Below are 24,157 nucleotides of genomic sequence, written 5' to 3'. Positions count from 1 at the left end.
GGCATTGAACGGCCTGGGAATTGGGTGTATCGCGCCGCCCGCGTGACGGCATGGGGCCGCCAAGGGGACGTCTGACGCGTCTTGTCCCCGGAGATGATGGATGGCTGATCCGGCCGGCGCCCTCGGTCAGAGGGCGGAGGGGACGCACCACGCGCCCAAGGAGAAGTTCTGGGCGCTGGCCCTGGGCTCGGTCGGCGTCGTGTTCGGCGACATCGGCACCAGCCCGCTCTACGCCATGCGCGAAGCGCTGCACCACGCCCGCGGCGGCGGGACGAGCGAGCTGGCCGTGCTGGGCGTCGTCTCCCTGGTGATCTGGGCCCTGATCCTGATCGTCAGCGTCAAGTACGTCGTCTTCCTCATGCGCGCCGACAACAAGGGCGAGGGCGGCACGCTGGCGCTCATGGCGCTGGCGCAGCGCGTCAGTCCCGGGCGTCGGTCGGTGATCATCTTCGCCCTGGGCGTCGCCGGCGCCGCCCTGTTCTACGCCGACGGCATCATCACGCCGGCTGTGTCGGTGCTGGGCTCGATGGAAGGCATGAAGGAATTGCCGGGGATCGGGCCGAGGCTCGCGCCCCTGGTCCTGCCGGCGACCATGGCGATCCTGGTGCTGCTCTTCCTGGTGCAGTCGCGGGGCACGGCCAATGTGGCGCGGCTGTTCGGGCCGGTGACGGCGCTCTGGTTCCTCGTGCTGGGCGCGCTCGGCCTCTATCACATCTCCGACGACTTCTCGGTCTTCCGCGCCCTGTCGCCCCACTACGGCGTGATGTTCCTTATCGACAACGGCTTCCTGGGCTTCGTCATCCTGGGCAGCGTCTTCCTGGCGGTGACGGGCGCCGAGGCGCTCTACGCCGACATGGGCCACTTCGGCAAAGGCCCGATCCGCGCGGCCTGGGTGGTGCTGGTCCTGCCGTCGCTGATCCTGAACTACCTCGGCCAGGGCGCCATGGTGCTGGCGCACCCCGAGACCGCCGAGAACCCGTTCTTCGACATGATCCCGGAGCTGGTCTACTGGCCGGTGTGGCTGCTCTCGATCGCCGCCACCGTGATCGCGTCGCAGGCGGTCATCACCGGCGCCTTCTCCATGACCCAGCAGGCGGTCCAGCTAGGCCTCTTCCCCCGCATCGACATCCGCCGCACCAGCGAGACCCAGGCGGGCCAGATCTACGTGCCGCAGGTGAACACCTTCCTCCTCGTCGGCGTGCTGATCCTGCTGGTGATGTTCCGCACCTCCTCAAACCTTGCGGCCGCCTACGGCATCGCGGTGACCGGGGCGATGTTCGTCGACACCCTGCTGTTCTTCTACATCGTCCGCTACATGTGGAAGCGGCCGGTCTGGCAGGCCACGCTGGCCACCGCCGCCTTCGGCTTCCTCGACATCGTGTTCATCTCGTCGAACCTGCTGAAGATCCCGCAAGGCGCCTGGCTGCCGCTGGTGCTGGGCGCGGGCCTGGTGCTGATCATGTGGACGTGGACCCGCGGCGCGCAGATCCTGTCCGAGAAGACCCGGCGCGACAGTGTCCCGCTGGCGGAGCTGGCCGACATCCTCAAGGCGCGGGCGCCCTACCGGGCCCCGGGGACGGCGGTGTTCCTCACCTCCGATCCGGACACCTCTCCCGTGGCTCTCATGCACAACCTCAAGCACAACAAGGTGCTGCACGAGAAGAACATCATCCTGACGGTGGAGACCACGGAAACGCCGCGGGTGGAGGATGACAAGCGGGTGCGGATCGAACCGCTGAACGACGACTTCAAGAAGGTGATCATCGCCTACGGCTTCATGGAGAGCCCGAACGTGCCCAAGGCGCTCGGCCTATGCCGCAAGCTCGGCCTGAAGTTCGACATCATGGCCACGAGCTTCTTCCTCGGCCGGCGTTCGGTGGTGCCATCGGCCCAGTCGGGCATGCCGCTGTGGCAGGACAAGCTGTTCATCTTCCTGATGCGCAACGCCGCAAACCCCACCGACTTCTACAAGATCCCGCCCGGCCGCGTGGTCGAGATGGGCACCCAGGTGACGGTCTAAGGTGGTCCAGGTCCTCGCCTACGTTGGCGACGCCCTGTCGGTGCTCGCCCTGTCGATCATGTTCAGCCTGTCGCTGGCGATCCACCGCAACGACCCGCGCGCGAACCGGCTTCGGACCTGGGTTCTCCCCGCGATCGCGGTGCTGGTCAGCTTCCCGCTGGGCTACGTGGCGCGGACCTGGCCGACCGAGGCGGTCTCGGCGGGGCTGGTGGCGGCGACCCGCGCCTTCCTCGGCTCGCTCTTCGCCCTGGCGCACCTCAGCCTGGTGCAGCGGCGCGGTTAGCGCTTGAACCCCGCGCCCTTAGGCCCTTTAAGGCCCGCGACGTCTCTTCCCTTATCGAAAGCTACAGCCCGACATGGCCGACAAGTCCGTCAAGAAGGTCGTGCTCGCCTATTCCGGCGGCCTGGACACCTCGATCATCCTGAAGTGGCTGCAGACCGAGTACGGCGCGGAGGTGGTCACCTTCACCGCCGACCTCGGCCAGGGGGAGGAGCTGGGGCCGGCGCGCGAGAAGGCGCTGATGCTGGGCATCAAGCCCGAGAACATCTTCATCGACGATCTGCGCGAGGAGTTCGTCCGCGACTTCGTCTTCCCGATGTTCCGGGCCAACACGGTCTATGAGGGCCAGTACCTGCTGGGCACCTCCATCGCCCGACCTCTGATCGCCAAGCGGCAGATCGAGATCGCCCGCCAGGTCGGCGCGGACGCCGTGTGCCACGGGGCGACGGGCAAGGGGAACGACCAGGTCCGCTTCGAGCTTGGCTACTACGCGCTGGAGCCCGACATCCGGGTGATCGCGCCCTGGCGCGAATGGGCGTTCAAGAGCCGCGAGGCGCTGATCGACTTCGCCGAGAAGCACCAGATCCCGATCAGCAAGGACAAGCGCGGCGAGAGCCCCTTCAGCGTCGACGCCAACCTGCTGCACTCTTCGTCGGAGGGTAAGGTCCTCGAGGACCCGGCGGTGGAAGCGCCCGAGTTCGTGCACATGCGCACGATCTCGCCGGAAGCCGCGCCGGACCAGCCCACCGTCATCACCATCGATTACGAGAAGGGCGACCCGGTCGCCATCGACGGGCAGAAGCTGTCTCCCGCCGCCCTGCTGACGCGGCTGAACGAGCTCGGGCACGACAACGGGATCGGCCGTCTCGACCTGGTGGAGAACCGCTTCGTCGGGATGAAGTCGCGCGGGGTCTACGAGACGCCCGGCGGGACGATCCTGCTGGCCGCCCATCGGGGCATGGAGAGCATCACGCTGGACCGGGGCGCCATGCACCTGAAGGACGAGCTGATGCCGAAGTACGCCAGCCTGATCTACAACGGCTTCTGGTTCTCGCCGGAACGCGAGATGCTGCAGGCGGCGATCGACCACTCCCAGGCCATGGTCTCGGGCCAGGTGCGGGTGAAGCTCTACAAGGGCAACGTCACCGTGATCGGCCGGACCAGCCCCTACTCGCTCTACGACCAGGAGCTGGTCACCTTCGAGGAGGGCGCCGTGGCCTACGACCACCGTGACGCGGCCGGCTTCATCAAGCTGAACGCCCTGCGCCTGCGGGTCACGGCCAACCGGGACAAGCGGCTGCGGGGCTAGCTGTCCAGCCGTCGGAACGGGTAGCGGTCGCGGATCTCCGCCTGGAAGAAGCGGCCCTTGGAGCCGGACTCCACGAACGAGCGGTGCACCGGGGGCGGCACGCCCTCGTACTCGTAGCGCTGCCCGCTGACGAACCGGACCCTCAGCCGCTGGCTCGCCTGGTCGTAGTCGATGTGGCGGATGGCGGTGGACGGCACGTCTGGATGAGTCCTGCGTGGTCAGACGCAACCTGAACGCGCAGACGGAGGGTTCCGGTTCCCTCGTACAGCGCAAGCGTGGCAGGCTGGGGCGTCGGGAGGGACCAACCATGCAGACCCACGCCGTTGTGGCGATCGTCACCCTGCTTTCGCTCATCCTCTACTTCTCGCTGGGCATCGGCGTCGCGCGCGCCCGGCGCAAGACCGGCATCCAGCCGCCGCAGATGACCGGCGACCCGGTCCTGGAACGCGCCGTGCGGGTGCATGCCAACACGCTCGAGTGGCTGCCGATCTACCTGCCCTCGCTGTGGATCTTCGCCCTCTACTGGAACGACATGGTCGCCGCGGCCATGGGGGTCGTCTGGATCCTCGGCCGGGTGATTTACGCCGTCGGCTACATGAAGGACCCGAAGAACCGGGAGCTCGGATTCCTGATCCAGGCGCTGGCCTGCGCGGTGCTGCTGTTCGGTGGGCTTGGACGGGCGGCGTGGGTGTACGCCCAAGTCGGCTGAGCGACGCGCCCAAAACTCACATAACATCGGCGCGGAAACCGCGATTGCCGCTGCGTGTTCAGAGGCATAGATGTCCTTTCGAGGGACGTTCCGTTCGTTTGAGAGACAGAATGTCAAAGAGATCCGCCGCTATCGCCGCCGTTCTGGCCTTGGCGGCCGGGCTGTCGGCGTGCGCCACCGCCACGCCCTACCAACCCAACCTGCCGGGGCAGCAGACCTCCGGCGGCTATTCCGAGCTCCGGCTCGAGCCCAACCGCTATCGCGTCACCTTCGCCGGCAACAGCCTCACCTCGCGGGAGACCGTGGAGGCCTACCTGCTGTTCCGCTCGGCCGAGCTGACCGTGCAAAGCGGCTACGACTGGTTCTCCATCGTCGACCGGCACACCGATCGCGACGCCCGCACCTACGTGGAGCCGGATCCGTTCTACCGGCCGTGGTACGGGCCGGGCTACGGCTACTGGCGTCCCTCGTGGCGCTACTTCGGCCGGGGTTACGGCTGGCGTTCGTGGGATCCGTTCTGGGGGGACCCCTTCTGGGCGAACCGGGTGGACGTGAGGACGGTGGAGCGCTTCGAGGCGGCCGCCGAGATCGTGATGGGCCGCGGGCAAAAGCCGGCCGACGACCCGCGGGCGTTCGAAGCGCGCGCCGTGATCGACAACCTGCGTCCGCGCATCCAGTACCCCGCGCCGCGCTGATCTGAACGACCTTGGACGCCTCCGCCGGTTCGCCGGGCGGGGGCGTTTCCTTGTGTTCAGGCCGGCGGCAGCGGCGCGTCGATCCGGCAGACGAGGCCCTCCGGGCGGAAGTCGAGGGCGACGTCGCCCCCCAGTTCCCCGGCCAGGCCCCGTTCGATCATCCGCGATCCGAAGCCCCGCCGCCCGGGCGGCCGGACCGGCGGACCTCCGCTCTCCGTCCAGGTGAGCGCCAGCCGTCGCGCGCCGGAATCCACGGTCCAGTCGATCGCGACGCGACCGCTGTCGTTCGATAGGGCGCCGTACTTCAGCGCATTGGTGCACAGCTCGTGCATCGCCAGGGCGACGGAGACCGCGGTCTGCGGCGACAGGCGAACCGTCGGGCCGGACAGCCGGACCCGCCCGGCGTCGCCGCCAAGCGCCGCCGTCACGGTGGTCGCCACGATCTCATCCATGGCGGCGGCTTCCCAGCTCTGCTCCGTCAGCAGGTTGTGGGCCGCCGACAGCGCGCTCAGCCGCGCCTCGAAGGCCGCTCGGCTGGCCTCGGGCGGCTGGCCGGACCGGAAGGTCTGGTGGGCGAGGCTCTGGACGACAGCCAGGGTGTTCTTCACCCGGTGGTTCAGCTCGTTGATCAGCAGGCGCTGGTGCTCTTCCCACCGCTTGCGCTGGGTGATGTCCATGACGACGCCGCGCGACCGCCGGATGGCGCCCGCGTCGTCGCGCAGGTATTCGCCCCGACCCTCGATCCAGCGGATCGCGCCATCGGGCAGCTGGAGGCGGAAGGTCCACTCGAAGTGGCGGATCGAAGGATCGGCGTCATGCGCCCGGGCGCGGGCCAGGATGCCCTCGGCGTCTTCCGGGTGATAGCGGGCGCGGATGTCGGCGAGCGTCAGATCGTGATCTGGCGGATAGCCGTAGAGGGCGTTCAGCCGGGGCGACGGGGCCATGCGGCCGGCCACGTGATCGAAATCGAAGATCGCGAGCGCGCCGGCGTCGAGCGCCGCGGTGAGCTGGGCCTCGCGGTCCTGGAGCGCCTCCGTGCTCTGGCGCAGCGCCTCCTCGGTGGTGCTCTGCTCGATGGCCGCCGACGCGAACTGGGCCAGCTGCACGAGGATGGCCTCGTCCGCCTCGTCAAAGTCGCCGTCCTCCAGCTTGTCGGAAAGCTGGATGATCCCGAGGTTGCGTCCGTCGCGGCCGATGAGCGGAGCCGCGAGCCAGCCCCGCATGGGCGGGTGCTCCGAGGCGTGCCGGCCGAAACCGCGCCACCGGGGGTGCGCCTCCAGCTCGGCCTGGGTGAGCCTCACGGGGCGGTTCTGCTCGCAAAGCCAGGCGTAGACGCCGCTGCCGTCCGGAATCTCGGCGTAATCGCGCCAGCGGTCATACTTCTCGGACAGCGACACGCTGTTGATCGCCTGGCTCCAGTCGGGGCCGCGCGTCAGGCTGACCACCGACTGGTGCGCACCGATGATGGTCCGCGCCGCGTGGGTCAGCTCCTCCAGGGTGTCGCCCAAGGTGGCGGCCCGCGCCACCCGGACCAGGGCGTCGGCGAGCGCCTTGAGCTGCACGGACTGGCGGCGCAGCCGTTCCTGGGTCGCGCGGCTTTCGGAGATGTCCACCGAGACCCCGACGATGCCCATGACTTCGCCGGCGCCGTCCCGCAGGGGCGCCTTGGTGGACTGGTAGACCCGCTGCTTGCCGTCCTGGCCCGTGAAGACCTCCTCCACGACCTGGGTCGCGCCCGTGGCCATGACGATCCGGTCGTTGTCGGCGTGCGCCTCGCCCTCGGCCGGTTGGCTGGCGTAGTCGGCGGCGGCCCGTCCGAGCACCGCCTCCAGGGGCAGCCCCAGGGCCCGCAGCGTCGCGGCGTTGGCGTAGATCGTCCGGAATTCGCGATCCTTGGCGTAGATCAGGTCGGGCGAGGACTCGCCGATCGCCTGCAGCAGATTGGCCGTCGCCCGGGCTTCCGCCTCGCTCGCGGCCAGACGGGCTTCGGTCCGCTTGCGGTCGGTGACGTCCTGCACCAGGCCCCACATGGCGAGCGGTTCGCCGTCCGGCGCGTAAGTGGCCCGTCCGGCCGCCAGCACCCAGGCCTCCACGCCGTCCCTGGGCCGCCGGATCCTGTACTCGACCCGGTACTGGCCACGCGAAGCGAGCGCCGCCTCGACGGCGGCGGCGGCCCGGCCGCGGTCCTCCGGGTGGAGCAGCCGCGCCTGCATGTCGCTCCAGGTGAGGGGGCCAGGAGACACGCCGAAGATCTGGCAGGCGGTGGTCGAGAGAACCACTGCATCCGAGCGCGCGTCCCAGCTCCAGTCGCCGACGCCGGCGAAGTCCAGAGCCATGCGCAGCTGGCCTTCCGCGCTCGTCCCGGACGGCGGCAGCACCTCCGTTGTCATGCATCCCCCAACTCAGCCGTGACGCACGGCGCGACCTCAGAAAACGAGCGACGGCGAACGCGGTTCCACGTAACGGCGCAGCTCAGGTGGGCGGCACCTCTTTCGAAGGCTCCCGGGCGCTGGACCAGGCCGCTCCCGCGGCCGCCGCCATCACCGCCGCGACCCCGACGAGCTGGGCCTCGGCGAGCCTTTCATGCAGCACGAGGAAGCCAAATAATGCGCCGAACATCGGCTCGGTGCTGGTGAGCACCGAGAAGGTGCGGGCCGGCAGCCTCGGCAGGGCGAACAGCTCCAGCGAGAACGGAATGGCCACGGAGACGAGGGCCACCAGCAGCGCCAGGGGCAGGAGGGAAAGGTCGAGCATGGCGGCGCCCGCATGGACCACGCCGGCCGGCAGCACGAAGACGGTGGCCACGGTGGCGGCGAGCGCCGACGTGGCGCGGCCAAAGGAGGCGGCCGCGGCCCGACCGACCAGGATGTAGCTAGCCCAGCAGGCGGCGGCGGCCAGCGCCGCGGCAAGGCCCAGCGGGTCCAGCCGATCGGCGGCGAGGCCCTGGCCCACCAGCGCCCAGACGCCGGCGGCCGCCAGGCCGGCCCACAGAAGGTCCAACGGCCGGCGCGAACCCAGGACCGCCACCGCCAAGGGTCCGATAAACTGCAGGGCGATCGCCATGCCGAGCGGCAGGCGCGCGATGGCCAGGTAGAAGAACAGGATGGCGCCCGCGGTGGCGGCCCCAAGCACCGCCAGGGCGCCCAGCCTCGGCTGCGCCGGCCAGTCGCGCCAGGGCCGGGCCCACACCAGCAGCATGGCCGAGCCGAGAACCAGTCGCATGGCGGCGGCGCCGGGCGCGCCGACGGCGGGGAACAGGCCCTTGGCCAGCGCCGCGCCGACCTGGAAGCAGGCGGTGGCGGTGATGCAGGCCGCCAGCGGCAGCCATCCCCTCGCGCTTGCGTGCATACGGCCCCCCGGCTTCGACGGGAGGCCGTTAGCTCATTCCGGCGCGGTTCAGAAGGCGTACTGCGCCCGGACCGTCCAGATCTTGAATTTCTGGCCAACCTGGGCTCCGGCCGGCGGGGTCAGCGCGCCTGCGCCGAACGCCGTGCCGCCGGGCGAAAGGCGGTCCACCTCCACGTCCTGCAGGGTGGCCTGGAACCGCACCGTGTTGTTGGGCGCCCAGTTGACGCCGAGGGTGGCGATCTTCTGCTCGCCGCCGCGGACGCCGTTGACGGGCGGGGCCGCGCCGGCCGCACCCTCGCGGCTGTTCAGGTCCAGCACCGAGTAGCGGGCGCCGACCTCCCAGACCCCCCAGTCGCCGGTCTTCAGATTGAAGGGCTTCTCCACCTTCGGAGCCTCGAACGAGGCGCTGCTCATGCTGTACTTGCGCGGCGGACCGAACAGGGTCCAGCCGGCCTGGACGTACCAGCCGTCGAACCTGGGATCGGAGAGCGTGCTGTTGCGGCGCTCCACCTTGATCGTCTGGTACTCGCCCTGGACGGTCAGCGGCCCGTGCTGCGCAGCGGCTTCCAGGCCCAGGGCGCTGACTCCGTCCGCGTCGATGTTTCCGGTGTCCACCAGTCGGACGCTCTCCACCCGGTTCTCCGGGCGTTCCCGCAGGCGCACGTTCTGGGCGGCGCCGACAGGCGGCACGTCGGGTCCGGCCGCGGGCGGGTTGATCACCTGCGAGGTGTTCACCCCCAGGTGCACGACCGTCTTGGCGGACTTGATCGGTGCGAACACCGCCCGACCGACGAAGCCCAGCTGCTCGTCGAAGCTCTGCTGGCCCACCGTGGCGCCCGTCACCACCGCCGAGGCGTTCCAGCGCTCGCCCGCCGCCAGCACGCCGGCGCCCACCCGGGCGTCCGCGCCGGCCAGGCCGCGCACCAGCTCGGAAACCGCCGCCCGCTCGATGAACTGGTTCTGGGTCACCGAGGTGGCGTCGTCGAGTCCGGCGGGCGGGGCGAAGGCGCCGACCCGCAGCTTGGCGTTCTTCAGACCGCCGTACTGCAGCCAGGCCTGGTTGATCACGCCGGACGACTCGACGCCGGAACCGCCGAAGTCGAACAGGAAGTTGTAATCCCAATCGCCGAAGGCCTTGCCCTCGACCCCGATGCGGGCGCGGCGGAAGTTGGTCCCGTCGCCCAGGTCGCGCGCGCGGTCGGCTTCCGCGGCGTCCCCGAGCGAGCCGCGGCGGAAATCGCTGGCCAGCGGGCCGGGCCGGCGCTGGTCGAAGCGGGAGGCGTCCAGCTGGAAGAAGCCGCGCAGGGAAGCCGTGAAACGGCCATCAGCGCTGGCGAAGGTGGGGCGGCCGTTGGCCAGGGAGACCTTGGCCGCGGCGGGATCCGCCTTGGGCGCCGGCTTGGCCTCGACCGCGCTCAGCCGCTGCACCTGCGCTTCGAGCTCGGCGTTGCGCTTCTCCAGGGCGTCGAGGCGGGCGGCGAGCGCGGCCGTCGGATCGACCGCCGGCGCGGGCGTGGCTCCGCCGGCGGGTTCGCCGTCTGTCACCAGATCCGCGGGCGCGGTCGCCTGGGGGGCGTCGTCGGTGTCGAGCGCCAGGGCCGGCGTCCCGGCCAGTAGGGCGGCGGCGGCGAGCGCCGCGCCGAGACTGCGATGAAGAAACGATGACCTGCCCACGGAGACCCCCGACATTTGCCGGGGACGTTCAGCGGTGTTGGTAAACCAGGTGTTAATCCCAAGACGTGGCGCGGCCAAGCGCCAGTATAGTTAGATGTATAGCCTGCTCATCAACACGTCGTTCGGTCCCCGTCACTCCGGCAATACCACGGCGCGGTCGGTGCGTGGCCCTACCGGATAGATCAGGGCGGACAGGGTGTGACCCTTCTCGGCGGCGCCGCGGGTATGGCCGGCCCTACGCTGCGGCGTAGCGCCGGGTAACCCCGGGCCGCGAAGGCCTCAGGCCGCGGGGGCGCCCGCCAGGGTGCGGGCGATGCGGTCGGCCAGGCTCGGATGATAGGTCGCACGCGCCTGCGCGAAGATCTCCCGGGCGAGGCCGCGGCCCCAGTCGCCCTGCCGGATCAGGCCCGTGTAGAGCGGGGTCACGAACAGGCCGCGGCCGACGCTGGTCAGGAACTGGCGCAGCGACGGCAGGGCGGGCTCGTACCGGTTGGCGATGGCCAGCTCCAGCCAGGCCGAGCGGACATAGCCGTTGGTGGACGCCGAGAGCCCGAACGCCCGGTCGAGGTCGCCCAGCTGCTCGGGGGTGAGCCGCCGCGGCAGGTTGTTCAGGAACCGCTGCCACTCCTGGGTGGTCCAGCCCTTGGCCGGCAGGCTCGATGCCGCGCCGCCCGCGACGAAGGCCGCCACCGAGCGGTCCACCGCCTCCAGGCGGGCCGAGCGCAGGTGGACGGCGTTGTCCGGCAGGCCGGGCTGATAGGCCCAGGCGTCGAGCTGCAGCTTCGCCTCCAGCGCCGCGTCACCCCGGACGACATGGCGGCGGAAGTCGGCCAGGAAGCCGGCCGTCGTCTGCGGCTGGAAGGCATGTCGGTCGAAGTAGCTGCGGAGGTAGGCGTCCCAGCGCTCGCGGCCCAGAAGCGTCTCCAGGGTGCGAAGGAAGGTCTCGCCCTTGAAGTAGTCGATCTGTCCGCCGGGCTCGCCGTAGAGCCGGGTGCGCGGATCGGAGGGGCCGCCCAGCTCCTTGATGTCCGCCTGCAGGGTGTCCCAGGCGAGGTCGGCCTCCATCACCGCCCGCTCGCGGCCGTAGATCGCCTCCATGATCCGGTTCTCGACGTAGCTGGTGAAGCCCTCGTTCAGCCAGACATCCGGCCAGGTGGCGTTGGTGACCAGGTTGCCGGACCAGCTGTGCGCCAGCTCATGGGCCACGAGGCTGACGTTCGCCCGGTCGCCCGTCATGAAGGTGGGGGTGAGGAAGGTGAGGGTGGCGTTCTCCATGCCGCCGTAGGGGAAGGCGGGCGGCAGGACGAGCAGGTCGTAGCGGCCCCAGCGGTAGGGGCCGTAGAGCCGCTCGGCGGCGGTGACCATCTTTTCGGTGTCCGCCAGCTCGAAGGCGGCGCGCTCCAGCATGGCCGGCTCGGCGTAGACTCCTGTGCGGCGGCCCAGCGGCCGGAACGCCAGGCGGCCGACGCCCAGCGCCACGAGGTAGGTCGGCACGGGATGGGGCATGCGGAAGCGGAAGGCCCGCTTGCCGGGTCCGGCGGGCTCGCCGTTCGGCGTCAGCCGCTCGGCGCTCATCACCGCCGTCATGCCGGCGGGGACCACCAGGCGAGCGCTCCAGGTCTGGCGCACGCCGGGGCTATCCTGGGTGGGGAACCAGCTCCGGTTCAGGATCGACTGGCCCTGGCTGTAGAGGAAGGGGGCGGCCTTCCCGGCGGTGAGCTCCGGCGGCAGCCATTGCAGGGCCGTGGCGCCCGGGCCCGCCTGGTAGGCGATGACGATCCGCCGGGCGCCCGCCAGCTTGATCGTGAACGCCGAGCCCTTGTCGCCGTCCTTCGGACCCATGCTCCAGGCCAGGGCTCTGCCGCGGGCGTCGGTGACCCGCGACACCTGCAGGTCGAGGGCGTCCAGGACCACCTCGTCGACGCCCGGCTGCGCGAGAACGTCGAGGGTGGCGGTCCCGCCGATCGTCCGCTGCTCGAAGTCCGCGGCGAGATCGAGATGAACGTGCGTGACGCGGGCTTCGCGGGGCCGCGCCCACGACTGGGCGTCCACGGCCTCCGGCGTGGTCAGCAGCGGCGCGATGCGGGCTGGAGCGCTAAGCGCGGCGGGCCCCGCACCAAGGGCGAGCGCCGAGCCGAGCATCAGGGCGCGGCGGGTGAAGCGGGTCATGGGCTACTCCGAACGGTCGCCAGGGTCATAGCCGGCGCAGCCTATCGGCGCACCTGGGCTCGCGCCGCAGCGGTTGCCTCGTCTCTCCCCCGCCCCTAAGCCTGGCCTGAGGATCGGGCATGGACTTCGTCGAGACATCCAGGGGCAGGCTGCGGATCGAGGCGCTGCAGCCGCCGCCGCACGCCGACGCCCCGGTGGTGGTGGTCGTGAACGGCGTCTTCCCGTCGCGCGACTACCTCCGTGACTTTCGCGTCGAGGGCGCAGGGGCGACCCTCGTCTGGCTGCCGGCCATGTCGGGCCCGGGCTTCGCCCGCTACGATCTCCCCCTGATCTCGGAGGCGCTCGGCGAGGCGGTAGAGCGGCTGCACGGCGGGCGCCGGGTGGTGCTGGGCGGCTTCTCCACGGGCGCATCGGCGGTGCTCGGGGTCGCGACGGATTCGGTCCGGGCGTGGGTGGCCGTGGAGCCCTTCCTGGACGCCGCGGGCCTGTGGCCCCTGCAGCGATTCCTCGAGACCATGGCGGGACGGCTGCACCCCGAACAGATGCGGTTCGTGGCCGAGGCGCTGGGCCTCGGGCCGGCCGCGACAGCCCCGCGCCGGTTTGAGGTGAGAGCGGGGCAGCCCTTGCATGTGGTGGCCGGAGACCGGCCGCTGGAGAGCCCTGCGCTGGGCCCTGGCTGGCCGAGCCTTACCAGCGCGGCCGACCGTGAAGCCCTGGCGGCGGCCGGGGCGCGGCTTTGGACCGGGCGCGGCGGGCACGGCATCTACGACACCGACCGACCCACGGTCATGGCCGCCTTCGAGGAGGCCATCCGCCAGGCTGCCGCCTGACCGACGGCAGACCTTGCTTGCGGGCGGTGGCGGCCCCGGGCCGCGAGGGCGGGTCTTCGACAGGTGAGCGACACCGCCGCAACCGCAAAACGCCGCCCCGAAGGGCGGCGTTTGTCCGTTCGAATCTTGGAGCGGGCGAGGCGATTCGAACGCCCGACCCCAACCTTGGCAAGGTTGTGCTCTACCCCTGAGCTACGCCCGCGCTCCTCGAAGTCCGTCGTTTCCGGCGGCCCCCGAAATTCGAGAGGCCGGCTTATGGCAGACGACCCAGGCCTTTGCAAGCGGGTCTTCAGCCGAATTTCGGGGTCTTCAGCCGGCGCTTGTTGACGTGCCCCTGCGGGGCGGGCGCGGCGACCTCCTCCGGGAACTCGCCCTTGAAGTAGTAGCGCTGCCAGGCCTCCTTGGTGGCCTCCGGGTCGCCGCGGAAGATCTTCTGGTTGAACTCGCTGCGGTGCTTCTCCCAGACGTCGTACTGGTGGCGAAGCTCCGGGTCGGAATCCATGCGCCGGATCACGGGCTGGATCTCATGCAGCGTCTTATCCTGCAGCAGGGTGATGAAACAGAAGGGCTCGCCCTTCTCAAACCGGACGCGCCCAGGCCGGGTGAAGAGCCAGTTCATCGTGAACGGGAACGGCAGCCAGTCGGTCTCCACCACGCCGGACAGCGGCTGGATGCCGTCCTTGATGTGGTTGGGCGCGCCCATGACCATCATCGACCAGCCCGGCGGGGTCCGGAACAGGTAGCCCGCATGGAAGGTCAGCACGCCGTGGCTGAAGTGGCTGGAGGCCAGCTTGTGGAAATCCGGATGCGGGTTGTCGGGGCGCAGGGTGATGTCCTGCTGCATGTTCCCGCCGTTCCACTCGGCGGTGAAGCCCACCGGGCACAGCAGCTCCCATCCCGACGAGTTCGCCATGCTGAGCGGCAGGCACCGATAGGGGTGGCGCGCGGCGAAGTGGTCCATCCAGGCCCGCTGCGGCCGGCCCGGCACCAGCTCAGGGGGGCGATCGGTGACGGGGAAGCACTCCAGAAGCATCGGTCGGCTCGTGCGGTTAGGGTGTGGCCGACCTCTAGAGCGCGGATGGCGCCCGCGTCCAGTTCCGCTATCAGGAGGCGATGAGCGAGGTGAAGCCCAAGGACCGGGACGGCCTGCTGGCCTTCCTGCGGGAAATCGGTGTGGAGGCCCAGACCCACGACCACCCGGCGGTGTTCCGGGTCGAAGAGGGCGAGGAGATCAAGGCGAGGCTCCCGGGCGCGCACACCAAGAACCTGTTCCTGAAGGATGCGAAGGATCAGCTGTGGCTGGTCTCCGCCGAAGGCCACGCCCGGATCGACCTGAAGCGCCTTCATCACGTGATCGGCTCGGGCCGGCTGTCGTTCGGCAGCCCCACGCTCATGGCCCAGGTGCTCGGCGTGTCTCCAGGCTCGGTCACCGCCTTCGCCCTGGTGAACGACCGCGAGCGGCAGGTGCGCTTCGTGCTGGACCGGACGCTGGCCGAAGCCGATCGGCTGAACTTCCACCCGATGGCCAACACCGCCACCACCACCGTCAGCGGCGACGGCTTCCGCCGCTTTCTCGCCGCCGTGGGAGTCGCGCCGATGGTGGTGGACTTCGAGGCCATGGCCGTGGTTGAGCCGGTGCGTTGAACCGGGCCCGCTGTGCGACCATCTTGGCGTGCGAGGCGTTTGGCTGACGAGGCGAGGGTAAGAGAGCCATGACCCTGATTGGGGACACCGCCGGCAAGCCGGCCGGCGACATCATCAAGGACGGGACGGACGCCAGCTTCGTGGCCGACGTGGTCGAGGCGTCCAAGACGACGCCGGTGATCGTCGACTTCTGGGCGACCTGGTGCGGTCCGTGCCGCCAGCTCGGCCCGGCCCTCGAAAAGGCCGTGACCGCCGCCAAAGGGGCGGTGAAGCTGGTGAAGATCGACATCGACAAGAACCCGGCCTTCGCCGGCCAGCTGCGGGTGCAGTCGATCCCGGCGGTGTTCGCCTTCGTCGGCGGCCGCCCGGTGGACGGCTTCATGGGCGCCTTGCCGGATAGCCAGGTGAAGCAGTTCGTGGAGCGCCTGGCCAAGCAGGGCGGCGCGGGCGCCGGCTCGCCGGCCGACGACCTCCTGGACATGGCCCGCGAGTCCATGGAGCTCGGCGACCTCGGCGGCGCAGCCCAGGCCTACGCGGAAGTGCTGCGCCACGAGCCCGAGAACGTGAAGGCCATGGCCGGTCTGGCGCGCGTCTACCTCGCCTCGGGCGACAGTGACCGCGCCCGCGAGATCGTCGACATGGTTCCAGAAGGCGCCAAGGACCCCGAGCTGGACAGCGTGCGGGCGGCGCTCGCGCTGGCCGCCGAGGGCGACTCCGAGACCGCGCCGTTGGAGCAGCGGCTGGCGAGCGATCCCGACGACCACGAGGCGCGCCTCGAGCTGGCCAAGGCGCTCGCCGGCAAGGGGCAGATGGAGGCCGCGGTGGACCACCTGCTGGCCATCATCGAGAAGGACCGCGAGTGGAACGACCAGGCGGCCCGCAAGCAGCTGCTGACGATCTTCGAGGCGGCGGGCCACAGCTCCGAGATCGCCAAGAACGGCCGGCGCCGGCTGTCGGCGATCCTGTTCAGTTGACGCGCCGGGGAACGACCATGGCGCCCTACCGGCGCATCGCCGACCTGCCGCAGGTCATTCCCGTCTTTCCGCTGGACGGCGCGCTGCTGCTGCCGGGCGGCGACCTGCCGCTGCAGATCTTCGAGCCGCGCTACCTGAACATGATCGACGACGTCATGGCCGGGGATCGGGTGATCGGCATGATCCAATCCAAGCCGGGCGGCGACCGCACCCGGCCGCTCCTGGCCGACGTGGGCTGCCTCGGGCGGATCACCAGCTACGCCGAGACCTCGGATGGCCGCTACCTGATCACGCTCACCGGCGTGTGCCGCTTCGCGCCGGGCGAGGAGCTGAACCTCAAGACGCCCTATCGCCAGGTGCGGGCGCATTACGACCGGTTCGAAGCCGACCTGGCGGAGGATGAGGGCGCCGAGGCCGAGGAGGCCGCGCGCAAGCGCTTCGCCATGGCGCTCAAGCGCTACCTGAACCGCCGCGAGCTGGACATCGACTGGGAAACCGCCGCGGCCGCGCCGCTGGAGGCTCTGGTCAACAGCCTGGCCATGGGCCTGCCGTTCGACCCGGCCGAGAAGCAGGCGCTCCTGGAGGCGCCCGACCTCGCCGGCCGGTTCGATGCGCTCACCGCCTTGCTGGAGATCGACGCGCTCGAGGACGACGATGACGGCGCGCCGCAGGTGCAGTAAACCCGCCGCCCATGAGCGAACCCACCGCCCCTGAGACCGCAGTGCCCCTCGTCGAGGTGGACGTCGACCCCCGACTGCTCGAGGTCCTGGTCTGCCCGGTGACCCACGGCCCGCTGGAGTTCGACCGCGCGCGCGGCGAGCTGATCAGCCGCGGGGCGAAGCTCGCCTACCCGATCCGCGACGGCGTGCCGATCATGCTGCCCGAAGAAGCGCGGGAGATCGGCGACTAGCTAGAGCGCCTCGCCGCGCAGCAGCCGGGGCAAGTCGCCCACCGCACCGCCGGCCTGGTGCATGAAGAAGCGGCGGGCAGGACCGATGCGGTTCACCGCCGCCATGCCGGCGCCGCGGGCCAGGCGGACCAGAGGATTGTCGTTGGAGAACAGGCGGACGAAGGCGTCCATGCCGGCCGACAGGGTGACGGTGTCGAAGCGACGCCAGGCGGCGTAGCGCTCCAGGACTACCTCCGAACCGGCGTCCTCGCCCAGCCGGGCGGCGTCGACCAGCACCTCCGCCAGGGCGGCGGCCCCCTTGAGGCCCAGGTTCAGCCCCTGGCCGGCGATCGGATGGACGCCGTGGGCGGCGTCGCCGAGCAGGGCCACCCTGGGGCCGGTGAACCGCTCGGCCAGCTGCAGGCTGAGGGGATAGGTGAAGACCGGACCCTCCACCACCGCCTCGCCCAGGTGGTCGCCGAATCGGCGCTGCAGGTGGGCATGGAAGATCTCGGGCCGAGCGGCCTTGAGCGCGGCCGCGCGGCGGTCGCTCTCGGTCCAGACCAGGCTGGCGCGGTCGCCGGTCAGCGGCAGGATGGCGAAAGGACCCTCGGGCAGGAAGTACTCGTGGGCGACGCCCTGGTGCGGGCGGGACAGGCGGACGGTGGCCACCACGCCGGTCTGGCTGTAGCCCCAGCCCACCGTGCCGATGCCGGCCGCCTCGCGCACCGCCGAACCCCGCCCCTCGGCGCCGATCACCAGCGGGGCCGTCAGGGTCCGGCCGTCGGCCAGGGTCACGGCGGCCTCGCGAACGCCGAAGGTGGCGGACGCGACGCGGGCGGGCGCCAGCACCTGGATGCCCGCGGCCTCCACGGCGGCGGCGACGGCCGCGCGGATGTGGCGGTTCTCGAGCAGGTAGCCGAGGGGCTCGCCGTCGGCGCGGTCGGCGATCTCGGCGGCGTCGAAGCGGAGCCAGAACGGCGTCTGCCCGCCAGCCGCGGCGCCCGGGGAGCGGCCGTCGGTGACGAGGATCTGCTCGATGCGCTGGGCGTGAGGGTCGAGGGCGGGGGCGAGGCCCAGCGCCCGCCACTGACGGTAGGCGGCGAAGGCGATGGCGGAGGCGCGGCCGTCGAAGGTGGGGGCGAGCTGGGCGTCGAAGACCACGGGGTCGATCAGCAGGGGCTTCACGCCCGCCTGATGGAGGGCCAGGGCCAGGGTGGCGCCGGCGATGCCGGCCCCGGCGATGATGACCTCGGCGTCGTACTCGCTCATGGGGCGGTTAGGGCACGGAGGGGGGGCGGGTGTCCAGCGGCGGGCGATTTCTGGACGGCAGCGTCCATTCTTCACTTGCGGTTTACCGGCGGCGGGCCTAGCTGGTCATCGAACGATGGACCGTTGCGTCCAGTTTTCGGTCTTCTTCCGGGATTTGTGTGATGGCGGGGCTGCCGAAGAAGCGTCTGGTTCCGATCGTGGCCGGCGGCGTGGGCGCCGTGGCGCTGGCGATCGGCGGCGGGGTCTGGTGGACGAACAAGCAGAAGTTCGAGTCCACCGACAACGCCTTCGTGCAGGCCGACAAGGTGCCGGTGGCGCCGCTGGTGGACGGCTATGTGGCCGAGGTGCTGGTGGACGACAATGAGGCGGTGCAGGCCGGCCAGGTGCTCGTCCGCATCGACGCCGCCACCATAAAGGCGCGACTGGCGCAGGCGGAGGCCAACGCCGCCGCCCTCGAGGCCGCGGTGGCTCAGGTGGACGACAAGGCCCGGCTCGAGGAGGCGATGATCGCCCAGAAGGCGGCCGGGGTGGACAGCGCCCGCGCCCAGGCCGGCCTGGCCCAGGCCGAGCTCAACCGCTACGGCCAGCTGGCCCAGCAGGGCTGGGTGTCGTCGCAGCGCGCCCAGACCGCCCGCGCCGCCCAGCAGCAGGCTTCGGCCAACGTCGCCCAGGCGCAGGCCACGCTCGAGGCCGAGCGCCGCGCGGCGGCTTCGCTGGGGTCGGCGCGGGCCCAGACCGTCGCCCAGGCGCAAGCCGCCCGCGCCGCCGTGGAGCAGGCCCGCATCGACCTTGCCCGCACCGAAATCCGCGCCCCGGTGGCTGGGGTGGTCGGCGCCCGGGGCGTCCGGGTCGGCCAGTACGTGCGTCCCGGCGGCACGCTGATGAGCCTGGTGCCCCTGGGCGACGCCTATGTGGTGGCCAACTTCAAGGAGACCCAGGTCTCGCGGCTGCGCATCGGCCAGCCGGTGGAGATCCACGCCGACGCCTTCGGGAAACAGACGCTGAAGGGGCGCATCGACAGCTTCGCCCCGGCCACGGGGGCCGAGTTCGCCCTCATCCCGGTGGAGAACGCCGTCGGCAACTTCACCAAGATCGCCCAGCGCCTGCCGGTGAAGATCGCCGTCGACCGCACCCAGCGGCTGGCCGGCGCGCTCCGCCCGGGGCTGTCGGTGGAGGTGAAGGTCGCGGTGACGGAGAACACCGGCCCGAGCTTCGCCGAAGCGGGCGCCCTGCCCTCGCAGTACGCCCGCCGCGGCACCGCGCAGTAAGGCCGCGCGCCGTGACCGACGCCGCCGCCCCGCCCGGCTCGCCGCCGCCCGCGGCCCGGCCGTCCGCCGAGCTGGGGGCCGACGGCCAGGCGGTCGACTGGACCAAGGTCTTCCTGGGCTTCGGCGGGATGGTCATCGGCCAGTTCATGGCCCTGCTGGACATCCAGATCGTCGCCAGCTCGCTGACCCAGATCCAGGCCGGCATCGGCGCCACCGCCGACGAGATCAGCTGGGTGCAAACGATCTACCTGCTGGCCGAGGTGGTGATCATGCCGCTGACGGCCTACCTGACCAAGATGTGGGGGACGCGGTCCTTCTACGTGGTGGCGGTGATCGGCTTCATCGTCACCTCGGTGGCCGTGGGCCTGTCGACCAGCGTCGGGATGATGATCGTCTTCCGGGCGATGCAGGGGATCTTCGCCGGGGCGATGATCCCGCCGATCTTCGCCACGGCCATGACCGTCTTCCCGCAGGAGCGGCGGCTGACCGCCAACGTCATCGTGGGCCTGATCGTCACCCTCGCCCCCACCGTCGGACCGACCCTGGGCGGCCACCTGACCGACCAGCTGAGCTGGCGGTGGCTGTTCTTCATCAACGTCCCCGTGGGCCTGCTGGTGGTGTTCCTGGTGGGCCGCTACGCCAACTTCGACCGCGGCGACCCAAGCCTCTCCAAAGGCATCGATTGGTGGGGCCTGGGCCTGATGACCGTCTTCCTGCTTTCCATGCAGTACGTGCTGGAGGAGGGCGCCAGCGAGAACTGGTTCGAGGACGACGCCATCCTGTGGCTGACCGTCACGGCCGCCGTGGCCGGCGTGGTCTTCATCTGGCGACAGCTCACCTACTGGCAGCCGATCGTCTCGCTGAAGCCGTTCCTCGACCGCAACTTCTCGCTGGGCATGGTCATGACCTTCGTGACGGGCGTCAGCCTGTTCGGGGGCACCTTCCTGATGCCCATCTTCCTCGGCAACGTGCGGGGCTATTCCTCGGCCGAGGTGGGCAACGTGATGCTGGTGTCCGGCCTCACCATGTTCCTCTCCGCCCCGATCGCCGGCCGCGTCGTGCGCGCGGTGGACGCCCGGATCGCCATGGTCGGCGGCTTCGCCCTGGCGGCCTGGGGCATCCAGCTGGGCGTGCGGGTCACCGACGAGTGGGGGTTCGCCGAGTTCTTCACCCTGCAGGTGGCCCGCGGCCTGGGCACGATGATCGCCATGATCGCCGCCCAGCAGATGAGCGTCTCCACCCTGCCCGTCAGCATGATGAAGGACGCATCCGGGCTGATTAACCTGCTGCGCAACGTCGGCGGGGCGATCGGCCTTGCCCTGCTGTCCACCATCCTCGCCCACCAGACCGCGGTGCACTACGCCGACATCGCCGCGGCTGCGAACACGGCCAATCCCGCCACGGCGGGCCTGCTCGAGGCCATCACCCAGCTGATGACCGCCCGCGGCGTGCCCAACCCCGAGGGCGCGGCCGCCAAGGCGGTGTCGGGCATGATGCAGCGGCAGGCCTCGGTGCTGAGCTTCGGCGACGCCTTCGCCTTCCTGGCCATGGGCTGCTGGGCGGCCATGGCGCTGGCCTTCTTCGCCAAGCCCGGGAAGACCATGGGCGCGCCCGGAGGCGGTCACTGATGCCCCGCATCGCCGGACAGATCGACTTGGCCAAGAGCGAAGCGATCCTGGACGCCGCCGTGGAGGTGCTCTCCGAACGCGGCGTCTCGGCCTCCATGGAGGAGATCGCGCGCCGGGCCTGCGTCTCCAAGCAGACCATCTACAACCACTACGGCTCCAAGGCCGAACTGGTGCGGGCGCTCTGCGACCGCCGGGTGCACGAGATGACCGCGCCCCTCGAGACGCCCGAGGGCATCGCCGACCCGGAACAGGCGCTGGCCGCCTTCGGCCGCATCCTGATGGCCAAGCTGCTGGAGGGCAGCCGCGGCCAGGGCTTCTTCCGGGCGGCCATCCTGGGGGCGCAGGACGCGCCGGAGGTGGCCCGCGCCGTCTACGAGGCGGGGCCGCGGGAGTCCCGCCGGAAGCTCGCCGCCTTCCTGGAGCTGGAGACCCGCGCCGGACGGCTCGCCTGCCCGGATCCGGCCGAGGCCGCCGAGTTCTTCGCCGGCATGGTCATCGGCTCGTACCAGACCGCGGCCCTGCTGGGGGTCGAGCGCAACCTCGACGAAGACCGGGCCGACGCCATCGCCCGGGAGGCGGCGCGGCGGTTCCTGAAGGCCTACGCGGCCTGAGGCGGAGCCAGTTCCAGCCTTGGCCGTTTGCATGGTCAGGCTGGAGGCTGGCGGTGGCCGCACGCAGGAAGACCGGACTCTGGATCGTGCTGACGGGCGGCGTACTGGGGACGGCGCTGTCGTTCCTCACGACGCTCGGAGGCCTGGCGGGCGCGATTGGAGCCTGGGCCGAGATCGCCGCCTGGGCGATCTGCGTCGTAGGCGCCGTATCGATCGCGGTCTTCTACGCGCTCGCCGCGCCCCGGCATGATGCCGAGGCAGCCCTCAATCGCCACCTCGAGCGCCAGAACCTGACGCTCGCCCCCCACGCCACCCGGCCGCCCCGGCCCGAGCCACAGCGCCCGCGGTGAGGCCCGATCCCGCCACCAGGCTGCTGGTGATCGGCGCGGGGACGGCGGCCGCCTACCTGCTCGTCGACGCCGGCCGCAGGATCGTCGCGGGCGAGGCCGGGCCGGTGCTGATCGCCCTGGTGCTGATCGTGACCGGCGGGCTGGCGGTGGCGGCGGCCCGGACCCTCGCCGCCCACGACCGAGCCGCGAACCAGCAGCTGGACGCCCGCCTGCGCCGCCGCGCCGAGCCCCGCCCGGTGCACTCCACCCTCGACCCCCGCAACGACCTCGACCCGGAACGCTGAGCGGCTTCCCTCTCGTGGGAGAGGGGGAGTTGGGCGCCGCCGCGTTCCCTCTCCCGCCTGGCGGGAGAGGGTTAGGGTGAGGGCGGCGCGGCGGTCAGGTCGGCAGGGGGTTGGATCCGGGGTGCGAGCGGGTCCAACCGGAGCGCGGGCCGTGAAGACTGCTCCGCCCTCACCCTACCCTCTCCCGCGAGCGGGAGAGGGGGAGTTGACCGGGGCGCATGTTCTCCTAATGTTCCAGCTATGGCGAAGGTTCGGACGGTGGCGCGCAAGCGGCAGCGGGACCGAGCCAGGGCGCTGCGTGAGGACGACACGGAGGCCGAGGCGCGGCTGTGGGCGGTGTTGCGGGACCGGCGGCTGGGCGGGTGGAAGTGGCGCCGGCAGGTTCCGGTGGGGCCGTTTATCGCCGACTTCATGTGCGAGGCGGCGGGGCTGGTCGTGGAGCTCGATGGGGGGCAGCACGCGGAGCAGGAAGCTTACGACGCGCGGCGAACGGCGGCGCTTGAGAGGGCGGGTTTTCGGGTGATCCGGTTCTGGAATTCACAGGTGCTGGAGAACCGCGACGGGGTGTGCCTGACGATCCTGAACGCCTGCGGTGGCGACCGGCCGGGCTGGGACCCTATGAAGGAAGCGACGGCGCGGTTCCCTCTCCCGCCTGCGGGAGAGGGCTAGGGTGAGGGCGGCTCGGCGCTTGGGTCGGCAGGGGGTGGGACCCGGGGTGCGATCGGGTCCAACCGGAGTGGGGCCGCGACTCCTGCGCCGCCCTCACCCTGCCCTCTCCCGCGAGCGGGAGAGGGTTACCGACGGGTCCGAGGGTTATTCCTCGTCGTCGGAGAAGCCCATGATGTGGAAGCCGGCGTCGACGTGGACACATTCGCCGGTGGTGGAGAGGCCGAGGTCGGAGAGCAGCCAGAGGGCGGCGCCGGCGACGCCTTCCATGGAAGTGTCCTCCTTCATGGCGCTGAGCGAGCGGCCCTTGGCGAGCATGCCGCGGCCGCCGGAGATCCCGGCCAGCGACAGGGTCTTCATCGCCCCCGGCGACAGCGCGTTCACCCGGATGCGGCGAGGCCCGAGGTCGCGGGCGGCGTAGCGCACGGCGGCCTCGAGAGCGGCCTTGGCCACGCCCATGGTGTTGTAGTTCGGGATCGCCCGCTCCGAGCCCATGTAGGTGAGCGTCAGGATCGAGCCGCCGGCCTCAGGCATCATGGCCGCCGCCCGGCGGGCGCAGTCCACGAAGCTGAAGGCCGAGATGTTCATCGCCCGCAGGAAGCCCTCGCGGGTGGTGTTGTCGACAAACGAGCCCTTCAGCTCGTCCTTGTTGGCGAAGGCGATGGCGTGGACGAAGAAGTCGATCTCGCCGAAAGCGTCCTTCACCGCCTGGAATGCGGCCTCCACCGAGGCGTCGTCGGTCACGTCCATGGGCGCCACCACCTTGACCCCGATCTCCTCGGCGAGCGGCTGCACCCGGCGCTCCATGCCCGGCAGGTGGAGGAAGGCGATCTCGGCGCCCTGGGCGGCGAGCTGGCGGGCGATGCCCCAGGCGATGGACTGGTGGTTCGCAACGCCGGTCACGACCCCCTTCTTGCCCTTCATCAGCTCGCCCTTCGGCATCTGATAGTCGTCGGCCACTTGGCGTCTCCCGTGGTGTTCGTGGGGCGGTTGTGGCCGGGGGCGGGGCGAGAGGCAAGGGCCGCCAAGCCCTCTCCCTCGGGGAGAGGGTGGGGTGAGGGCGGCTCGGCGGTGGGGCGGGCACGATGTTAGAGCAGAGGCTTGGTCGGATCCAACCGGAGCGGCGGCGGCGCGTCCTGCGCCGCCCTCACCCTACCCTCTCCCGCTCACGGGAGAGGGGTTTAGGGTCGCTGGATCGAGGCCGAGCGCGCGGACCTTGGCTTCCCAGCGGTCCAGGGCGCGCTCGTAGTAGTCGAAGATGCAGGGGTCGCAGCCGCGCTTGCAGCACATCTCGTCGTCCGGCCGCTCGGGCCGACGGGGCACGTCCGCGGCCAAGGCTCAGCCGCGGCGGGCGCGGACGCCGAGCACGAGCGCCAGCAGCAGCAGGCCCGCCGCCCCGCCCAACAGGGCGCCCCTCACCCAGTCGCCGGGCAGGCCGCCTTCCAGGAATTCGTCGGTGGTGAGCCCCAACACCAGCAGCAGCATGGCCAGGGGGATCAGCACCTGGTGCTTGGCTCGCGCAGGCTTCGCCATTCGC

The 24,157-nt window shown here is 70.9% G+C and carries 26 protein-coding genes and 1 tRNA gene; 16 read left to right on the top strand and 11 right to left on the bottom strand.

Annotated elements, in window-relative coordinates; translation table 11 throughout:
* Window positions 1-100: 100 nt before the first annotated feature.
* From VIL67_RS04090 to VIL67_RS04080, 3 genes are all read left to right on the top strand, one after another.
* Entirely contained in the window at window positions 101-2,020 is a 1,920-nt protein-coding gene (locus VIL67_RS04090) for a potassium transporter Kup (RefSeq protein WP_332047566.1), read from the top strand.
* A gap of 1 nt (window position 2,021) precedes the next feature.
* A complete protein-coding gene (locus tag VIL67_RS04085; protein ID WP_332047565.1) occupies window positions 2,022-2,303 on the top strand; it encodes a hypothetical protein in 282 nt (93 codons plus the stop codon).
* 73 nt (window positions 2,304-2,376) lie between these two features.
* Window positions 2,377-3,609: an argininosuccinate synthase gene (locus VIL67_RS04080; protein ID WP_332047564.1), complete on the top strand. Its 1,233-nt coding sequence runs from the start codon at window positions 2,377-2,379 to the stop codon at window positions 3,607-3,609.
* Here the strand turns inward: VIL67_RS04080 and VIL67_RS04075 are convergent.
* Window positions 3,606-3,806 carry a KTSC domain-containing protein gene (locus VIL67_RS04075; protein ID WP_332047563.1) on the bottom strand — a complete coding sequence of 67 codons (201 nt, stop codon included), beginning with the start codon at window positions 3,804-3,806 and terminating at the stop codon, window positions 3,606-3,608. The two genes, VIL67_RS04080 and VIL67_RS04075, sit on opposite strands and share 4 nt — an antisense overlap.
* A gap of 110 nt (window positions 3,807-3,916) precedes the next feature.
* Here VIL67_RS04075 and VIL67_RS04070 point away from each other — a divergent pair, with 110 nt between their 5' ends.
* Together VIL67_RS04070 and VIL67_RS04065 are read left to right on the top strand one after the other, a co-directional pair.
* Window positions 3,917-4,318 (top strand): MAPEG family protein, encoded by a 402-nt coding sequence (locus VIL67_RS04070; protein ID WP_332047562.1) that lies wholly within the window; start codon window positions 3,917-3,919, stop codon window positions 4,316-4,318.
* 110 nt (window positions 4,319-4,428) lie between these two features.
* On the top strand, window positions 4,429-5,013 hold the full coding sequence (locus tag VIL67_RS04065) for a CC0125/CC1285 family lipoprotein (protein WP_332047561.1): 585 nt from the start codon (window positions 4,429-4,431) through the stop codon (window positions 5,011-5,013).
* Window positions 5,014-5,069: 56 nt separating this feature from the next.
* On the opposite strand, the gene VIL67_RS04060 is transcribed toward VIL67_RS04065, so the two are convergent.
* The 4 genes from VIL67_RS04060 to VIL67_RS04045 all read right to left on the bottom strand — a co-directional run bounded on the left by VIL67_RS04060 (window position 5,070) and on the right by VIL67_RS04045 (window position 12,204).
* Window positions 5,070-7,403, bottom strand: coding sequence for a PAS domain-containing sensor histidine kinase (locus VIL67_RS04060; RefSeq protein WP_332047560.1), 2,334 nt, complete (start codon window positions 7,401-7,403; stop codon window positions 5,070-5,072).
* 82 nt (window positions 7,404-7,485) lie between these two features.
* Entirely contained in the window at window positions 7,486-8,361 is an 876-nt protein-coding gene (locus VIL67_RS04055) for an EamA family transporter (RefSeq protein WP_332047559.1), read from the bottom strand.
* 48 nt (window positions 8,362-8,409) lie between these two features.
* Window positions 8,410-10,035: an OprO/OprP family phosphate-selective porin gene (locus tag VIL67_RS04050; RefSeq protein ID WP_332047558.1), complete on the bottom strand. Its 1,626-nt coding sequence runs from the start codon at window positions 10,033-10,035 to the stop codon at window positions 8,410-8,412.
* A 279-nt stretch (window positions 10,036-10,314) separates the two neighbouring features.
* On the bottom strand, window positions 10,315-12,204 hold the full coding sequence (locus VIL67_RS04045) for a M1 family metallopeptidase (RefSeq protein ID WP_332047557.1): 1,890 nt from the start codon (window positions 12,202-12,204) through the stop codon (window positions 10,315-10,317).
* A 119-nt stretch (window positions 12,205-12,323) separates the two neighbouring features.
* Here VIL67_RS04045 and VIL67_RS04040 point away from each other — a divergent pair, with 119 nt between their 5' ends.
* The gene (locus tag VIL67_RS04040; protein WP_332047556.1) at window positions 12,324-13,034 is read left to right on the top strand and encodes a hypothetical protein; all 711 of its coding nucleotides are present in this window, start codon (window positions 12,324-12,326) and stop codon (window positions 13,032-13,034) included.
* A 127-nt stretch (window positions 13,035-13,161) separates the two neighbouring features.
* On the opposite strand, the gene VIL67_RS04035 is transcribed toward VIL67_RS04040, so the two are convergent.
* Together VIL67_RS04035 and VIL67_RS04030 are read right to left on the bottom strand one after the other, a co-directional pair.
* Window positions 13,162-13,236: transfer RNA gene (locus VIL67_RS04035), tRNA-Gly, on the bottom strand.
* Between the two features lie 87 nt (window positions 13,237-13,323).
* The gene (locus VIL67_RS04030) at window positions 13,324-14,067 is read right to left on the bottom strand and encodes a DUF6065 family protein (RefSeq protein WP_332047555.1); all 744 of its coding nucleotides are present in this window, start codon (window positions 14,065-14,067) and stop codon (window positions 13,324-13,326) included.
* 80 nt (window positions 14,068-14,147) lie between these two features.
* Here VIL67_RS04030 and VIL67_RS04025 point away from each other — a divergent pair, with 80 nt between their 5' ends.
* From VIL67_RS04025 to VIL67_RS04010, 4 genes are all read left to right on the top strand, one after another.
* A complete protein-coding gene (locus VIL67_RS04025; protein ID WP_332047554.1) occupies window positions 14,148-14,678 on the top strand; it encodes a prolyl-tRNA synthetase associated domain-containing protein in 531 nt (176 codons plus the stop codon).
* A gap of 68 nt (window positions 14,679-14,746) precedes the next feature.
* Window positions 14,747-15,652, top strand: coding sequence for a co-chaperone YbbN (locus VIL67_RS04020; protein WP_332047553.1), 906 nt, complete (start codon window positions 14,747-14,749; stop codon window positions 15,650-15,652).
* A gap of 17 nt (window positions 15,653-15,669) precedes the next feature.
* Complete coding sequence (locus tag VIL67_RS04015; RefSeq protein ID WP_332047552.1) at window positions 15,670-16,332, top strand: LON peptidase substrate-binding domain-containing protein; 663 nt, start codon at window positions 15,670-15,672, stop codon at window positions 16,330-16,332.
* Window positions 16,333-16,343: 11 nt separating this feature from the next.
* Window positions 16,344-16,562: a Trm112 family protein gene (locus VIL67_RS04010; RefSeq protein WP_332047551.1), complete on the top strand. Its 219-nt coding sequence runs from the start codon at window positions 16,344-16,346 to the stop codon at window positions 16,560-16,562.
* Here VIL67_RS04010 and VIL67_RS04005 read toward each other — a convergent pair whose 3' ends face one another.
* Window positions 16,563-17,813 carry a UbiH/UbiF/VisC/COQ6 family ubiquinone biosynthesis hydroxylase gene (locus VIL67_RS04005; RefSeq protein ID WP_332047550.1) on the bottom strand — a complete coding sequence of 417 codons (1,251 nt, stop codon included), beginning with the start codon at window positions 17,811-17,813 and terminating at the stop codon, window positions 16,563-16,565.
* Between the two features lie 161 nt (window positions 17,814-17,974).
* On the opposite strand from VIL67_RS04005, the gene VIL67_RS04000 reads away from it, so the two are divergent.
* The 6 genes from VIL67_RS04000 (at window position 17,975) to VIL67_RS03975 (ending at window position 22,623) form a co-directional block, all read left to right on the top strand.
* Complete coding sequence (locus VIL67_RS04000; RefSeq protein WP_332047549.1) at window positions 17,975-19,081, top strand: HlyD family secretion protein; 1,107 nt, start codon at window positions 17,975-17,977, stop codon at window positions 19,079-19,081.
* An 11-nt stretch (window positions 19,082-19,092) separates the two neighbouring features.
* The gene (locus VIL67_RS03995) at window positions 19,093-20,709 is read left to right on the top strand and encodes a DHA2 family efflux MFS transporter permease subunit (RefSeq protein ID WP_332047548.1); all 1,617 of its coding nucleotides are present in this window, start codon (window positions 19,093-19,095) and stop codon (window positions 20,707-20,709) included.
* Complete coding sequence (locus VIL67_RS03990) at window positions 20,709-21,320, top strand: TetR/AcrR family transcriptional regulator (RefSeq protein WP_332047547.1); 612 nt, start codon at window positions 20,709-20,711, stop codon at window positions 21,318-21,320. Before VIL67_RS03995 ends, VIL67_RS03990 begins: the two co-directional genes overlap by 1 nt.
* A gap of 53 nt (window positions 21,321-21,373) precedes the next feature.
* Window positions 21,374-21,670, top strand: coding sequence for a hypothetical protein (locus VIL67_RS03985; RefSeq protein WP_332047546.1), 297 nt, complete (start codon window positions 21,374-21,376; stop codon window positions 21,668-21,670).
* Window positions 21,667-21,954: a hypothetical protein gene (locus tag VIL67_RS03980; RefSeq protein ID WP_332047545.1), complete on the top strand. Its 288-nt coding sequence runs from the start codon at window positions 21,667-21,669 to the stop codon at window positions 21,952-21,954. Before VIL67_RS03985 ends, VIL67_RS03980 begins: the two co-directional genes overlap by 4 nt.
* Before the next feature lie 240 nt (window positions 21,955-22,194).
* A complete protein-coding gene (locus VIL67_RS03975) occupies window positions 22,195-22,623 on the top strand; it encodes an endonuclease domain-containing protein (RefSeq protein ID WP_332047544.1) in 429 nt (142 codons plus the stop codon).
* Window positions 22,624-22,767: 144 nt separating this feature from the next.
* On the opposite strand, the gene VIL67_RS03970 is transcribed toward VIL67_RS03975, so the two are convergent.
* The 3 genes from VIL67_RS03970 to VIL67_RS03960 form a co-directional block, all read right to left on the bottom strand.
* Complete coding sequence (locus VIL67_RS03970; RefSeq protein ID WP_332047543.1) at window positions 22,768-23,580, bottom strand: enoyl-ACP reductase FabI; 813 nt, start codon at window positions 23,578-23,580, stop codon at window positions 22,768-22,770.
* Window positions 23,581-23,772: 192 nt separating this feature from the next.
* Window positions 23,773-23,943 (bottom strand): oxidoreductase-like domain-containing protein, encoded by a 171-nt coding sequence (locus tag VIL67_RS03965; RefSeq protein WP_332047542.1) that lies wholly within the window; start codon window positions 23,941-23,943, stop codon window positions 23,773-23,775.
* Between the two features lie 15 nt (window positions 23,944-23,958).
* Complete coding sequence (locus VIL67_RS03960) at window positions 23,959-24,153, bottom strand: hypothetical protein (protein WP_332047541.1); 195 nt, start codon at window positions 24,151-24,153, stop codon at window positions 23,959-23,961.
* Window positions 24,154-24,157: the final 4 nt, after the last annotated feature.

This window comes from Phenylobacterium sp., from assembly GCF_036563385.1.
Classification (GTDB): Bacteria; Pseudomonadota; Alphaproteobacteria; order Caulobacterales; family Caulobacteraceae; genus Phenylobacterium.
Note: the sequence above shows the minus strand (reverse complement) of the source record. Positions and strands in the feature narration are given on the sequence as shown.